Source organism: Segniliparus rotundus DSM 44985, from assembly GCF_000092825.1.
In the GTDB taxonomy this organism is placed as follows: Bacteria; Actinomycetota; Actinomycetes; order Mycobacteriales; family Mycobacteriaceae; genus Segniliparus; species Segniliparus rotundus.
In genome coordinates, this window is record NC_014168.1 from 1457931 (window position 1) to 1471560 (window position 13630).

Annotated in this window: 12 protein-coding genes; 5 read left to right on the plus strand and 7 right to left on the minus strand. The window is 65.5% G+C overall.

What is annotated here, in order from left to right; all coding sequences use genetic code 11:
• Nucleotides 1-49: 49 nt before the first annotated feature.
• The gene (ypfJ, locus tag SROT_RS07320; protein ID WP_013138379.1) at nt 50-982 is read right to left on the minus strand and encodes a KPN_02809 family neutral zinc metallopeptidase; all 933 of its coding nucleotides are present in this window, start codon (nt 980-982) and stop codon (nt 50-52) included.
• Nucleotides 983-1248: 266 nt separating this feature from the next.
• On the opposite strand from ypfJ, the gene SROT_RS07325 reads away from it, so the two are divergent.
• Together SROT_RS07325 and SROT_RS07330 are read left to right on the plus strand one after the other, a co-directional pair.
• A complete protein-coding gene (locus SROT_RS07325) occupies nt 1249-2655 on the plus strand; it encodes an alpha/beta hydrolase (protein ID WP_013138380.1) in 1407 nt (468 codons plus the stop codon).
• A 41-nt stretch (nt 2656-2696) separates the two neighbouring features.
• Entirely contained in the window at nt 2697-3722 is a 1026-nt protein-coding gene (locus SROT_RS07330; protein ID WP_049773325.1) for an alpha/beta hydrolase, read from the plus strand.
• 53 nt (nt 3723-3775) lie between these two features.
• On the opposite strand, the gene SROT_RS07335 is transcribed toward SROT_RS07330, so the two are convergent.
• From SROT_RS07335 to SROT_RS07345, 3 genes are all read right to left on the minus strand, one after another.
• Nucleotides 3776-4642, minus strand: a complete 867-nt coding sequence (locus tag SROT_RS07335) for an N-acetylglucosamine kinase (RefSeq protein ID WP_281042321.1) — start codon at nt 4640-4642, stop codon at nt 3776-3778.
• Nucleotides 4643-4842: 200 nt separating this feature from the next.
• Nucleotides 4843-5460 carry a hypothetical protein gene (locus SROT_RS07340; RefSeq protein WP_245535380.1) on the minus strand — a complete coding sequence of 206 codons (618 nt, stop codon included), beginning with the start codon at nt 5458-5460 and terminating at the stop codon, nt 4843-4845.
• Between the two features lie 312 nt (nt 5461-5772).
• On the minus strand, nt 5773-6534 hold the full coding sequence (locus SROT_RS07345; protein WP_013138383.1) for a hypothetical protein: 762 nt from the start codon (nt 6532-6534) through the stop codon (nt 5773-5775).
• 280 nt (nt 6535-6814) lie between these two features.
• Between SROT_RS07345 and SROT_RS07350 the strand changes: the two genes are divergently transcribed.
• Complete coding sequence (locus tag SROT_RS07350) at nt 6815-8443, plus strand: ABC-F family ATP-binding cassette domain-containing protein (protein WP_013138384.1); 1629 nt, start codon at nt 6815-6817, stop codon at nt 8441-8443.
• A 126-nt stretch (nt 8444-8569) separates the two neighbouring features.
• Complete coding sequence (locus tag SROT_RS07355) at nt 8570-9088, plus strand: hypothetical protein (RefSeq protein ID WP_013138385.1); 519 nt, start codon at nt 8570-8572, stop codon at nt 9086-9088.
• Here the strand turns inward: SROT_RS07355 and SROT_RS07360 are convergent, their stop codons facing one another.
• A complete protein-coding gene (locus SROT_RS07360) occupies nt 9089-9628 on the minus strand; it encodes a cupin domain-containing protein (protein WP_013138386.1) in 540 nt (179 codons plus the stop codon).
• Between the two features lie 195 nt (nt 9629-9823).
• Between SROT_RS07360 and SROT_RS17080 the strand changes: the two genes are divergently transcribed.
• Nucleotides 9824-10162, plus strand: a complete 339-nt coding sequence (locus tag SROT_RS17080) for a helix-turn-helix domain-containing protein (RefSeq protein ID WP_013138387.1) — start codon at nt 9824-9826, stop codon at nt 10160-10162.
• A 45-nt stretch (nt 10163-10207) separates the two neighbouring features.
• On the opposite strand, the gene SROT_RS07370 is transcribed toward SROT_RS17080, so the two are convergent.
• Together SROT_RS07370 and acnA are read right to left on the minus strand one after the other, a co-directional pair.
• Nucleotides 10208-10786 (minus strand): TetR/AcrR family transcriptional regulator, encoded by a 579-nt coding sequence (locus SROT_RS07370; RefSeq protein ID WP_013138388.1) that lies wholly within the window; start codon nt 10784-10786, stop codon nt 10208-10210.
• Between the two features lie 8 nt (nt 10787-10794).
• On the minus strand, nt 10795-13602 hold the full coding sequence (gene acnA / locus SROT_RS07375; RefSeq protein ID WP_013138389.1) for an aconitate hydratase AcnA: 2808 nt from the start codon (nt 13600-13602) through the stop codon (nt 10795-10797).
• Nucleotides 13603-13630: the final 28 nt, after the last annotated feature.

Genomic DNA, 13630 nt, shown 5'->3' on the forward strand with positions numbered 1-13630 from the left:
GTTCGAAAGTTCGCCAATCGGCACGCTTTCGGCAGGGTGAGCGAGAAAATCAGGGGTTGTCGAGGTCGGCGGCGGCGAACGTGTCGCAGCTGGCGATCTGTCCGGTCCGGTACCCCTGGGTGAACCACGCCTGGCGTTGCTCCGCGCTGCCGTGGGAGAACGATTCGGGGTTCACCCTTCTGCCGGCTCGTTTTTGCAGGCTGTCGTCGCCGATGGCCTGCGCGGTCTGCAACGCTTCTTTGACATCGTCGTCGGTGATCGCTTTGATGAGCGGTTTGTCGCTGCCCGGCGCGGGAATCCTGGTCGCCCAATGCGCCCACACGCCTGCGTAGCAATCGGCTTGCAGTTCGCTGCGCACGCCGCCGGACCTGGCGCCCTTGGGGTTGCGGGAGGCGGCGCTGAGCGAGCCCTCGATGTTCGAGATGTGGTGGCCGTACTCATGCGCGACGACGTACTCCTCGGACAGTTTGCCGTTGCTGCCGCCGAGCTGCACAAGCTCTTTGAAGAAGGTCGGGTCGAAGTACGCAGTGCGGTCCGCCGGGCAGTAGAACGGGCCGACTGAGCTGTCCGCCGCGCCGCAGCCCGTGCGCACGCTCCCGTGGAAGATGCTCATCTTGGGTTTGATGTACGCCTGCCCGGTTTGCTCGGGCAGGATCTTCGCCCACACGCTGTTGACGCTGTTGCCGGTGTAGGCGATGAGGCACGTCGCGTTGCTGTTCGCGAGTGAGGAGTCGCGCTTGCAGCTGTCGAGCTCGGATTGCAGCTCGGAGCTCTGCGCGTTGGCCCCTGCTCCTGCGCCAACGTCGTTGACGATGTCTTCGAGCGGGTTGCTGCCGTCGTTCCCGCCGAGCAAGAGCCCCAGCACGAGGACGATGATCCCCCCGACGCCGCCGCCGACGGCGAGCTGCGGGCCTCGGCCCATTCCTCCGCCCCCGGTTTGAATGTCGCTGGCGTCGAGTTGGATGCCTTCGTTGAAGGTCACGGCGGTCTCCTAGCTTCGGGGAGGTGTTCTCATGGATGCTACCAGGGGCGCTCGCGCCTTCCTGGCCCATGCGCTCGGGGCAGGATCGGTCGCCGCGCAAGAAATCGCGCCTGATCGTGCGACTCCGCGACTCGCCGGGGCTCTCTCAGCAACCGCTCAGTCTCTCTTGGCAGGATGGCACCGTGCAGGACCCACGGACGTATCAACTCGGCTCGATCACGGCCCGATCTTCGACGTTCTTCGCTGCTCCTGGCGACCATCCGATGATGAAGTACCGCAACGGAATCCGGATCCAGCAGGGCTGGTTCCCGTGGGTCGTCGAAATCCTCGCCGTTGTGGCGCTTGCCTACGCTTTGAGCGGCAGCGGCCGAACAAAGCGGTGGTGGCTGCGCTGGGTTCCGGTCTCGTTGCTGGTGGCTGCCATTGCGGTCTGGGCCGTCTACCAGTACATCGATGAGAACGGCCTCGCGGGTGATCCGGCGCCGAACGCGCTCTGGTTCTGGGTCGGCATCTCGGCGGCTGCCATTGCCGTCCTCGTGCTCGGCTGGCGCGGGCAGTGGTGGGGCAGGCGCGCGGTCGCGCTGCTCGCCGTGCCATTGTCCCTGTTGTCTGTCGCCATCGTGGTGAACCAGTGGGTCGGCTATTACCAGACCTTGGAGCAGGCGTGGGATGAGCTCACCGCCGGGGCGTTGCCGAACCAGGTGGACGCCTCGGCCCTGCCCGCGCTGCAGGGGACCACGCAGACGGTGGGACGCGTCGTCGCGGTGAACATCCCCAACGACGCGAGCCACTTCACCCACCGAGCCGAGTACGTGTACCTGCCGCCCGCGTGGTTCGCGTCGAAGACGCCGCCGCGTTTGCCCGTGGTGATGATGATCGGCGGCGAGTTCGACACGCCGTCGCATTGGATTCGTGTGGGCGACGCGGCGCAGATCGCCGACAAGTTCGCCGCCGAGCACGGCGGAAACACGCCGATCATGGTCTTCGTCGACACGAGCGGGAGCTTCAACACCGACTCGGAGTGCGTGAACGGCCCGAGGGGCAACTCGGAGGACCATCTCGTCAAAGACGTCCCGCCGTACATCGTCTCGGTCTTCGGCGCGAGCGCCGAGGCCGAGCATTGGGGCGTCGTCGGCTGGTCGATGGGGGGGACTTGCGCGGTCAACTTGTCCGTCCGCCACCCCGATCTGTTCAGCGGCTTCGTGGACATCGCCGGGGACATCCGCCCGAGCGCCGGGGACGAGCAGACCACGATCAAGAATCTGTTCGGCGGCGATGTCTCGGCGTACCAGTCGTACGCGCCGATCAACACGATCAATGCGCATGGCCGCTACACGCGGACGGCGGGTTGGTTCCAAACGTCGAGCACGCCCCAAAAACTTCCGAAGGGGTTCAAGCTGAACCAGGCCGTCGCCGAAGGGAACGACGGGTTCGGCGGACGTGATCCTGCCGGTTTCATGGGATCGGGCGATTACCTGGGAGCCGCGCGCAAGATTTGCGACGCTGGCAGCAAACAGGGGATCGAGTGCGCTGTCATCGCAAAACCAGGGCGGCACACATGGGCGTTCGCGTCCACCGCGTTCCATGACGCCTTGCCATGGCTGGCAGGGTATCTTGGTACGCCGGGCGTGTCGCCGTCGCCGTTGCCCGCCTCGACCCCCGCCACACGCTAACCGGATGATCGGAGTGCTTTTTGTCTTGGAATGTGTCCCCCTTGGCTGTTCGGCTCGGCCGGGTCTGCGGGGCTCTCGTCGTCCTTTCGGCCTTGTTCCTCAACAGCGCGCCCGCTTGGTCGGACCCTGACCCCGACCTGACCGATCCGATCCCGGGCGCGATCGAAGAAAAGGACGTCGCCGCGCTCCAAGGCACGCCGCAACCGTCTGGCAGCCTGGTCCGGGTGAACGTCCCAGACACCGTCAGCCATTTCCCCCGCCGCCCGGAGTACGTCTATTTGCCGCCTGCGTGGTTCGCCTCGAAGACACCGCCGCATTTGCCCGCCGTGATGATGATCGCGGGGCAGGGGGATTCGCCGGAATATTGGGCGCGCAATGGCGCGGCTGTGCAGATCGCGAGCGATTTCGCAGCGAATCATGGTGGCAATTCGCCGATTTTGGCCTTCGTCGATTTCGGCGGCTTCTTCAACGCGGACACCGAGTGTGTGAACGGGCCGAGGGGCAATGTCGAAGACCACCTCACGAAAGAGGTGCCGCAGTACGTCAATGCGAAGTTCGCCACCACGAACTGGGGCGTCGTCGGCTGGTCCATGGGCGGCACCTGCGCGGTGACCCTCGCGGCGACCCACCCCGACCTCTTCAGCGGGTTCGTGGACGTCGTCGGCTATGAGCGGCCTTCGCTGCCGGACGGCGAGGACACCCTGGGCGCCCTGTTCGGCGGCAACAAAGCAGCACAGGACGCGCACGACACTCTCGCTGTGATCGCCCAGCACCGATACACCCGCACAGCCGGCTGGTTCCAAGTCACCGGCCACCCCGGCAGGGACAACGAGACGAAAGAGAATTCCGACGCCGACGTCTGGGTCGATCCCGATTCGACGAACGCCGCGAAAGCGCTCTGCGAAGCCGGTCGCAAATCGGGCATGTCCTGCGCGGTCTATGTTGGCCCTGGGCGGCACCTCTGGCCGTTCGCCCGTTCCACGTTCTCCGACTCGCTGCCATGGCTCGCCGGTTACCTGCACACTCCTGGCGTGCCAGAGATCGGGCTCGCCCCGTCGGATCTCTGAGCGAACAGATCTCTGGACCGGCCGGGTCCCTGGCGAACCGGTCGCAAAGGCGCTCACAAAGCGCTTTGCGCCAGTCGCAAAGCGCCAAGGGCTGGCGGTTGGTCGAGCGCTGAGATCTCAGTGAACCCTGTTTCGCGCAGCTTTTGGGACACGAGGGCGCGCAAAGCGAGGTCGCCGAGGAGCAAGCCCCCGGCTAACACGACTTCTAATGCGCCGCCCAATCGGCTTCGCACGGTTCGAGCGAGTTCGACAAGGGCGTCTGCCGCCTGTTCGCGGATTCGCACAGCGGCGGGCGTCCCGTTCTCCGCGAGGCGCAGGACCAGCTCCGCCCGGTTCGCCCAAGTCCGACGCTCCTGATTCGCGTAGGCGTGGTCGAGCAAATCGGTCGCCTTGCGGCACTGGCAATCTGCGAGGAGCGCTTCGCCGAGCTCGTCGTGCTGCTCGCCTCGGTCGCTCTGCCCGAGTGTGTGGCGGACCGCTTCGCGGAAGATCCAAAACCCGCTGCCCTCGTCGCCGAGCAGAGAGCCCCAGCCGCCCGCCCGCGCGCTCCGTCCGTCCACGGAACGGCCCAAGGCCACCGAGCCCGTGCCGCAGAGGAGCGCGACGCCGGTCTCTTTGCCAGCGGCGGGCAGCAAAAGCTCGGTGTCGTGCACGACATGGACCCGAGCCCCCGGGGCCAGAGCGAGCACTTTCTGCTTCAGGAAATCGACTTGGCGTTCGCTGTCCACGCCTGCCGCCCCGACGCAGATCGAGCCGATCTCTTGTGTGCGGAGCCGGGCGAAGATCTCGCCAAGGCGCTGGCCGGCAAGCTCGTTGCTGACTGACTGCGCATTTGCGCTGCCGGTGGTGAAATCCAGGACGCTCACTGCGTCCTGCGTTGCCAGAGCATGCGTTTTGGAACCGCCGATGTCAATTCCCAAGGCTATTCTCGTGTTCTTCAGCAGCGGCCTCCTTGAACGGCTCCCCGCCTGGAGCCGCTCAGCTTTCCGCCCTCAAGGGGATGGTCGCGTGAGCGGACCCGGTCGCGGCGGGCATCTGTCGATTATGAACGCCAGGCGGTGCAAACGAGAGCGCCCGGCCCGAAAGTCTTTTCGGGCCGGGCGCTCTCGCGCGGGCAGGCTCAGTTGCCGCCAGCCGGGGCCGCTTCCTCGGCGGGAGGAGCAGGCTCGTCGGCGGGAGGAGCAGGCTCGTCCGCAGAGGGCTGGTCCTCGTAGTTCGGCATCAGGTCTTCGCCGCAGTGGTTCGAGTAGACGCTGTTGAAGTTCTGGAACGCCTGGATGGCGCCCTTCACCGTGTCGAACATCTGGTTCGCCATCTCGTTCATCGGCGGGCGCGACCCGAGAGGGTTGGAGGCGTTGTCGAACGAGGTCGCGGTGTCGTCATTCACTTGGGCGAGGTTGTCGGCGGCGTCCCGCAGTTCGGGGAGGTCCACCCCGGCTTCGGCGGCCCGGAGCTCGTTGCTCGACTGGCGCAGCGACCGAGAAAGATCGCGGGCCTTGAAGAACAGGTCGATGATGTTGACGTTGCCGGTCTCCTGCTCCGGATGATCCGGGTGCGGGAGGGCAGGGGAGATAGTCTGAGCGATGCCGTGGATCTTGTCCATGTTGACTGCGGAGTCGTGTGCGGCGCGGTCGATCGCGGCGCACGAATCCTGGGCTTCAGGGGCAGGATCCGCGTACGAGAAGGCGGCGACGCCGTATCCGGCCACCGCGATGGAGCTCAGCAATGCAGTGGTCACGCGAGATGTTTTCATCGGCAACTTCGACTCTTTCAGTTATGTGGCTCGTTGGGCCCTCAACAATTTGGCTGGGCGAGCAGCAGTGCGCTGCAATTCCAGCTTTGGCATGGAAGAACTGGACGCGCACGGCCAGAGCCGAGTGTTGCACCTGTCTCACCGCCAACTCTGTGACGTGGCCTTTTCGGTGTGACGTGTGCTCTTCGGTGCGCCTGTTCTTCTTCGGACACTACCATGAAGACACAGAGGATTTAATAAATCCCCAGTTCAGCGGTTCGTTTTCCCAGGAGATTCCCAAGTTGCGACCAGGCGCGGTTATTGTCCGGCGCTGTCCTCATCCGCTGGCTTTTGGCCGTCGTCGGCGGGGGGAGCCTGGTCCTCGTCAGCGGGCGAGGAGTCGTCAGCGGGGGGAGCCTGGTCCTCGTCGGCCTCCGGGGCGGCTTCCTCCGAGGGAGGCGCCTGGTCGTCGGCCGGTGCGGGGCTCTCGTCGACCTCGGCGGCTGCGGCGGCTGGGTTGTCCCAGTCCGGGCGCAGATCCACACCGCACTGTGCGGAGTAGAGGTCGTTGAATTGGTGGAACGCGTTCATGGTGTCGCCGATGTTCTGAACCATGCCGGAGGCAAGTTCGTCCATGGGCGGACGGGGCCCGAGAATATTGGAAGCAGAGTCGAAGGCCGCCGCCGTGTTCTCGTCCGCTTGGGCGAGTTCGTCTGCGGCAGAGCTCAGATCGGCGTCGTCCACGTTGCCCTGAGCGGCTCGCAGTTCGGCGCTGGCCCGGTGCAGCGACCCCGCGATGTCGCGCGACTGCAAAAAGAGTTGGATGAGGTTGACATTTCCGGTTTGCAAATCCGGGTCGTCCGGATGCGGCAGCGCAGGAGAAATAGTCGGGCCGATGTCGTGGATCTTGTTGACGCCGATGGCGGCGTCGTTGGCGGCCCCTGCCAAAGCGTCGCACGCTGTCGGGGAGTCCGCTGCGCCTTCCGGGGCCGGGGCGGCGTTCGAGAAAGCCGCAACGCCGAGCCCGGCGGTGGCCACAGCGCCCAAAATGGCCGCTGTCATGCGAGATGTGTTCTTCATAGTGGGGTTCTCGACTCTTTTCCGTGGATGTGCGCGGGGTGTGATGTGCGGATGGGCGCGGGATCAGCGCGTTCTCGAGCACGCTCGTGAATCGGAAAAAGCCTGTCACGGGCGCGCGGAACACGTCCAGTTGTGGGCCAAGTCTTGACTGTATCGTTGTTTTTCGCGCCCTGATTGTCACCAGATTGTCATGGGTTTCCGGCTCGCAGGTCGTTGTTCCGGCTGTCGGCGGGGGAAAACAGTTCTCGCCATAGGCGGCTCCGCGGTAGAGTTGCCGCCCGTGATTGTGGCGAACGACCTTGAAGTGCGTGCGGGCAGCAGGACGTTGCTCGCAGCGCCAGGGACGGCGCTTCGGATCCAGGCGGGGGACCGGATCGGGCTTGTGGGCCGCAACGGGGCGGGCAAGACCACCACAATGCGTATTCTCGCTGGTGAGACGAAGCCGTACGGTGGGACGATATCCCGCACCGGGGAACTCGGGTATTTGCCGCAAGACCCGAGGGAGGGCGATCTGTCGGTGCTCGCGAAAGACCGGGTCTTCTCCGCGCGGGGCCTCGACACGATCCTTCGTGAGATGGACAAGCAGCAAGCGAAGATGGCCGAGGTCGTTGACGAGCGGGAGCGAGACCGCGCGATCCGCGCCTACGGGGAACTGCAGGAGCAGTTCGAGGCGAGGGGGGGCTACCTCGCCGAGAGCGAGGCCACACAGATCTGTGTTCGGTTGGGCTTGCAGGACCGCGTGATGGAGCAGGCAATCGGCACGCTCTCCGGCGGACAGCGACGTCGCGTCGAACTCGCCCGGATTCTTTTCGCCGCGACTGAGGGCGGCGACGGGTCCGGCACGACGCTCCTCTTGGACGAGCCGACGAACCACCTCGACGCGGACTCGATCGCCTGGCTGCAGTCTTTCCTCCAACGCCACAACGGGGGCCTTTTGCTCATCACGCACAGCGTGGAGCTGTTAGACGCTGTGGTGAACCGGGTTTGGTACCTCGACGCGACGCGCGGCGAGGCGGACGTCTACAACACAAACTGGAAGACCTACTTGAAGACCAGGGCGCTTGACGAGGAGCGTCGGCGACGCGAGCGGGCGAACGCCGAGAAGAAGGCGAGCGCCCTGCAAACCCAGGCGGCGAAGCTCGGCGCGAAGGCCACCAAAGCGGTTGCCGCGAAGAACATGGCTCGTCGCGCGGAGCAGATGCTCTCCGCGCTCGAGCCGGATCGGGTTGCCGACAAAGTCGCCGATATCCGCTTCCCCGACCCCGCGCCGTGCGGCAAAACACCGCTCACCGCGCAGGGCCTGTCGAAAAGCTACGGCTCCTTGGAGATTTTCGCGGGCGTGGACCTCGCCATCGACCGGGGTTCGCGCGTGGTGATCCTCGGGCTCAACGGCGCGGGCAAGACGACCTTGCTGCGGCTGCTCGCCGGGGCCGAGACGCCCGACACTGGCGCGGTCATAGCCGGGCACGGCCTCAAGGTCGGGTATTTCGCCCAAGAGCACGACACCATCGACCCGTGCGACTCGGTGTGGGACAACATCCGTCATGCCGCACCGGACGCTCCGGAGCAGCGCCTTCGCGATTTGCTGGGCCAATTCATGCTCACCGGCGACCAGCTGTCGCAACCCGCGGGGACGCTCTCCGGCGGAGAGAAGACCCGGCTCGCGCTCGCCGGGCTGGTCTCCTCTGGGGCGAATGTGTTGCTTTTGGACGAGCCGACGAACAACCTCGACCCTGCTTCTCGCGAACGCATCCTCGGCGGTTTGCGCAAGTTCACCGGAGCGATCATTCTCGTGACCCACGACCCCGGAGCGGTGGAGGCCCTCGCGCCCGAGCGGGTCATCGTGCTGCCGGACGGCACCGAAGACCATTGGTCGGCGGACTACTTGGAGCTGGTCGAGCTGGCCTGATCGAGCACCGGCCGCCCATGCCCGCGTGTGGCGGGCCGGGGTTTCTGGAGTGCTCGTCATGGGGCGGGGCTTCCATATCCGACTGCGCGTTCAGCGCCGGCCCCTGACGCCTTAGCATTGTTCGGCATGACGAAAACCATCGCATGGACCGGTTCGGCGCTGTTGGCGTGCGCGTTGCTCGTCGCCCCGGCGCCCGCCGCAACAGCTGACCCGGATCCGAACGCGTGCCAGGCGCTCCAAGCGGCAGGCCCGAGGTTCCGCGATCTCGATCAGCAACGGGCCGCGTTGCAGGACCAGTTGAAAACCTTGCGCGGAGCCCATCCGCCACAGGGCGAGCTTGACAAATGGCGTGACCTGCAACGCCAGCTCGGCGACCTGTTCCGTCAGAGCCAGCACTTTTTGGAACAGACTGCGGACGGTGTGAACAACGATGTCGCTGAACAGGCCCTTCGCGATCAAGCCTCTGCCTATCAAGATCTCGCGGACGTCCAGGACGAGATCATTTCGTCCGAGGACGCCGACGGGGTGCCAGCCGAACTCACCGGCAGGTTCAACGACGCCGCTGGACGCATCGCCCCGGCCGCGGACCGGCTCAACGCTGTCGAGAGGGATGTCTGCGCCAGCGCCCCCGCCGCAGGGAGTTAATCACACTGCGCTGGTCGCGTTCGGCACGCTTTTGCGGGCGACTGCCCTGTGCTGTTCCCAAACCAGGCTCTTGACGAAGTAGTTGTCGTACTGCTCCTGCGACTCGGCAAGCGCCGAGCGGTCTGCTTCGCCTCGTTCGACGGCGTCGAGCAGACGGAAGTATTCGAAGCGTTGCGTGCCTGGCGTGAGCACGCTGAAAAGGCGCGCAGAGCTGTCCGGCGCCGCTCCGAAGGCGTGGATTGTCCTCGGCGGCACGAAGAAGGTGTCGCCCTCGGCCACTGTGAGCACCGCCTCGTCGCACAGCACCTCGACCTTCCCCGCGACGACGTAGAACAGCTCGCCCGACTTTTTGTGCAAGTGCGGCGAGGCCCCGTGCGCGCCGACGGCCAGCCGAATCTCCAGGGCCCCGGCCAGGCCGCTGGTGGCCTCGGCGTCGAAGATCAATCTGTTCTGACTGCCCTCGGCGATTGCCCCCAGTATCTCTTGATCCGCCTGGCGAACGATCGGGGGAGTGTTTTTCGAGAAGAATTCTTGTGCCATGAAGTGTCCTTTCTCCTGCTGGCTCGCGTTCTTGCCGACACTAATAGCTCAAGCGCACTTGAGATCAAGAGAATTGTCCGAGATGACGCGAGCGGCTTGCATGAGTTTTCGATCACCCTTTCCCGACCATTCTGCCGATATCGCGCTACTATGGTGAAGGTCTTGATGCAACAGGTCGAGCCCAGGAGGAGCGCCATGGCAGCAACTCAATCGAAATCTCCCACCGCGAAGCCTTCGCCGCGCGCCGCGAAGAGCGCGTCGGTCAAAGGTCCTGCGAGCAAAACGAAAGCTGCTTCAGGGCTTCGGCGCAAAGGAACCCGTGTGCTCGGTTCGGACCGGGCCGAACTCCAAGCCGATCTGAAGGCGAAATACGAGGCGGGAGCGAGTATTCGCAGTCTCGCCCAAGAGACGGGCCGCTCCTATGGATTCGTCCACAAGGTGCTGGTCGAGTCGAAGGCCGCATTGCGCGCCCGAGGCGGGGCGCACACCCCCGAGCTTGAGCCGGCGAAGAAAAACGGCAAGACGAAGAAGTAGGCTCTTGCTCGGCGGCGCTCTGGTCGCCGCGCGGAAAAGCCCGGCTCAATCCGCAGTTCGGTTCGGCACGCGGATCGCGGTTTCGACCATGTCCAGCACTGCCTCCAGCCGTGCGGTTTCCTCCCCGCTCGCGAGGTGGCTGACGAGTCCGTCGAGCATGAGCTGCAGATACTCGTAGAGCACCTCGACGGGGATATCGTCTCGGACCCCGCCGTCGTTCTGTTTGCGGGCCAAGCGCGCCAGGGCCGCCTCGCGCACAGCGGTGGAGCGGTGCGTCCAGCGCTCTCGGAACTCTGGCTCGGTGCGAAGTCGCCGGGTGATCTCCAGACGGGTGGTGAGCCAGTCCAGCTCCTCGGGCCTGCGCAACAGGTTCCGCATGACTTGCACGAGGCCGTGGGAGGCGGCGAGCTGCGCCATGCGCTCGTCGTCCTCTTTCGCGAGCGCGAAAAAGAGCTCGGCCTTGTCCTGGTAGTGGTGGAAGATCGCTCCCCGAGAGAGCCCGGTCGCCGCTTCGAGCAGGCGGACGGTCGCGCCGTCGTAGCCGTGCTCGGCGAAGCAGCGCCGGGCCCCGTCGAGAATCTGTCCCTTGGTCGCAGCGATGCGGTCAGGGCTTACCTTGGGCATGGTTGGGATTAGCTCTGCGAGCGGATCATATTCCTGAGCACGTACTGCAGGATGCCGCCGTTGCGGTAGTAGTCCGCCTCGCCCGGAGTGTCGATCCGCACCACGGCGTCGAATTCGACCTTCGAGCCGTCTTCCCTGGTCGCGGTGACATGGACAGTTTTCGGGGTGACGCCCTCGTTGAGCTTCTCGATGCCGCTGATGTCGAAGACCTCGGTCCCGTTCAGCTTGAGCGACTGAGCGGACTCGCCTTTGGGGAACTGCAACGGGATCACGCCCATGCCGATGAGGTTCGAGCGGTGGATGCGCTCGAAGCTCTCGGTGATGACGGCGCGCACGCCGAGGAGCGTGGTCCCCTTCGCGGCCCAGTCGCGGGACGAGCCCGAGCCGTACTCTTTGCCGCCGAGCACGACGAGCGGAATGCCTGCCTTCTGGTAGTTCACCGACGCGTCGTAGATGAACGACTGGGGGCCGCCCGGCTGAGTGAAGTCCCTGGTGTAGCCGCCGGAGACGCCGTCGAGCAACTGGTTCTGCAAGCGGATGTTGGCAAAGGTGCCTCGGACCATGACCTCATGGTTGCCCCGGCGCGAGCCAAGGGAGTTGTAGTCCGCCTGGGCGACACCGTGGCTGTCGAGGTACTGCGCGGCCGGGGTGCCCGGCTTGATGGAACCGGCGGGGGAGATGTGGTCGGTGGTCACCGAGTCGCCGAGGAGCGCGAGGACCCGGGCGCCCTTGATGTCCGCGACCGGCGCGGGCTCAAGCGGCATGCCGTCGAAGTACGGGGCCTTGCGGACATAGGTCGAGGAGTCGCTCCACTCGAAGGTGTTGCCTTCGGGCGTGGGCAGGCTGCGCCAGCGCTCGTCGCCTTTGAAGACGTCCGCGTACGACTTCGTGAACATCTCTCGGTCGATCGTCGCCTTGATGGTGTCTTCGATGTCCTTCGCCGACGGCCAGATGTCTTTGAGGAACACCGGCTGTCCGTCCGTGCCCGTGCCCAGCGGCTCGTGCTCGAAGTCGAAGTCCATCGTGCCGGCCAGCGCGTATGCGATGACCAGCGGCGGGGACGCCAAGTAGTTCATCTTCACATCCGGTGAGATGCGGCCTTCGAAGTTCCGGTTCCCCGAAAGCACCGCGGTCACGGTCAGGTCGTTGTCGTTGACCGCCTGCGAGATCTCCTCGGGGAGCGGGCCGGTGTTGCCGATGCAGGTGGTGCAACCATATCCGCCCAGGTAGAAGCCCAGCTTCTCCAGGTACGGCCAGAGCCCGGCCTTCTCGTAGTAGTCGGTGACGACCTGGGAGCCCGGAGCCATGTTCGTCTTGACCCACGGCTTGGAGGTGAGGCCTTTCTCCACCGCGTTCTTGGCCAGCAGGGCGGCGCCGAGCATGACCGAAGGGTTGGAGGTGTTGGTGCAGGACGTGATGCCCGCGACCGCGACCGCGCCGTGGTCGAGGATGAACTCGCCGCGCTCCTCGGATTTGACCCGCACCGGCTTGGAGGGGCGCCCTTCGCAGCCGGTCGCGGCGGAGAGCACGGGGACCGCGTCATCCTCGGCGAAGGACAGCCTGGCCGGGTCGCTCGCGGGGAAGGATTCCTCGATGGCCTCGTCCAGCTGGGTGTGCGGGGCCGGGGCCTCGTCGCCGACGTAGTTGTGGATGTCCTTGCGGAACGCCACCTTCGACTCGGAGAGCAGAATCCGGTCCTGCGGGCGCTTCGGCCCGGCGATGGAGGGCACGACTTCGGAGAGGTTCAGTTCGAGGTACTCGGAGTAGGCGGGCTCGTGCGCGGCGTCGTGCCAAAGGCCTTGCTCCTTGGCGTATGCCTCCACGAGTGCCAGTTGGTGCTCGTCGCGGCCGGTCAGGCGCAAATAGTCGATGGTCTCCCCGTCGATCGGGAAGATCGCGGCGGTGGAGCCGAACTCGGGGCTCATGTTGCCGAGGGTCGCGCGGTTCGCGAGCGGCACTTCGGCGACGCCGGCGCCGTAGAACTCGACGAACTTGCCCACCACGCCGTGCTTGCGCAGGATTTCAGTGATGGTGAGCACCACGTCGGTGGCTGTCACGCCGGGGTTGATCGAGCCGGTGAGCTTGAAGCCGACCACGCGCGGGATGAGCATGGAGACCGGTTGGCCGAGCATCGCGGCCTCGGCCTCGATGCCGCCGACGCCCCAGCCCAGCACGCCGAGGCCGTTGACCATGGTGGTGTGCGAGTCCGTGCCGACGCAGGTGTCCGGGTAGGCCTGGCCGCCCCTGGTGAAGACCGTGCGGGCGAGGTATTCGATGTTCACCTGGTGCACGATGCCGGTGCCCGGAGGGACCACTTTGAAGTCGTCGAACGCTCCCTGGCCCCAACGAAGGAACTGGTAGCGCTCGCCGTTGCGCTCGTACTCAAGCTCGACGTTGCGCTCGAAGGCGTCCGCGCGGCCGAACACGTCGAGGATGACCGAGTGGTCGATGACGAGCTCGGCGGGGGAAAGCGGGTTGACCTTGTCCGGGTCGCCGCCCAGTTCGGTCACCGCTTCGCGCATGGTGGCCAGGTCCACGACACAGGGAACGCCCGTGAAGTCCTGCATGATGACGCGGGCGGGGGTGAACTGGATTTCCACAGACGGCTCTGCGGAGGGGTCCCAGTTGGCGAGGGCGTTGATATGGTCTCGGGTGATGTTTGCGCCGTCTTCGGTGCGGAGCAGGTTCTCGGCGAGAACCTTCAGGCAGTACGGGAGCTTGCTGAGGCCCTCGACGCGGTCCAGGCGGAAAATCTCGTATTCCTGGTCGTCGACCTTGAGGGTGTCGCGGGAGTTGAAGGAGTTGATGCTGGCCATTAAGGGGACCTCCTTATTTGGCACCCGG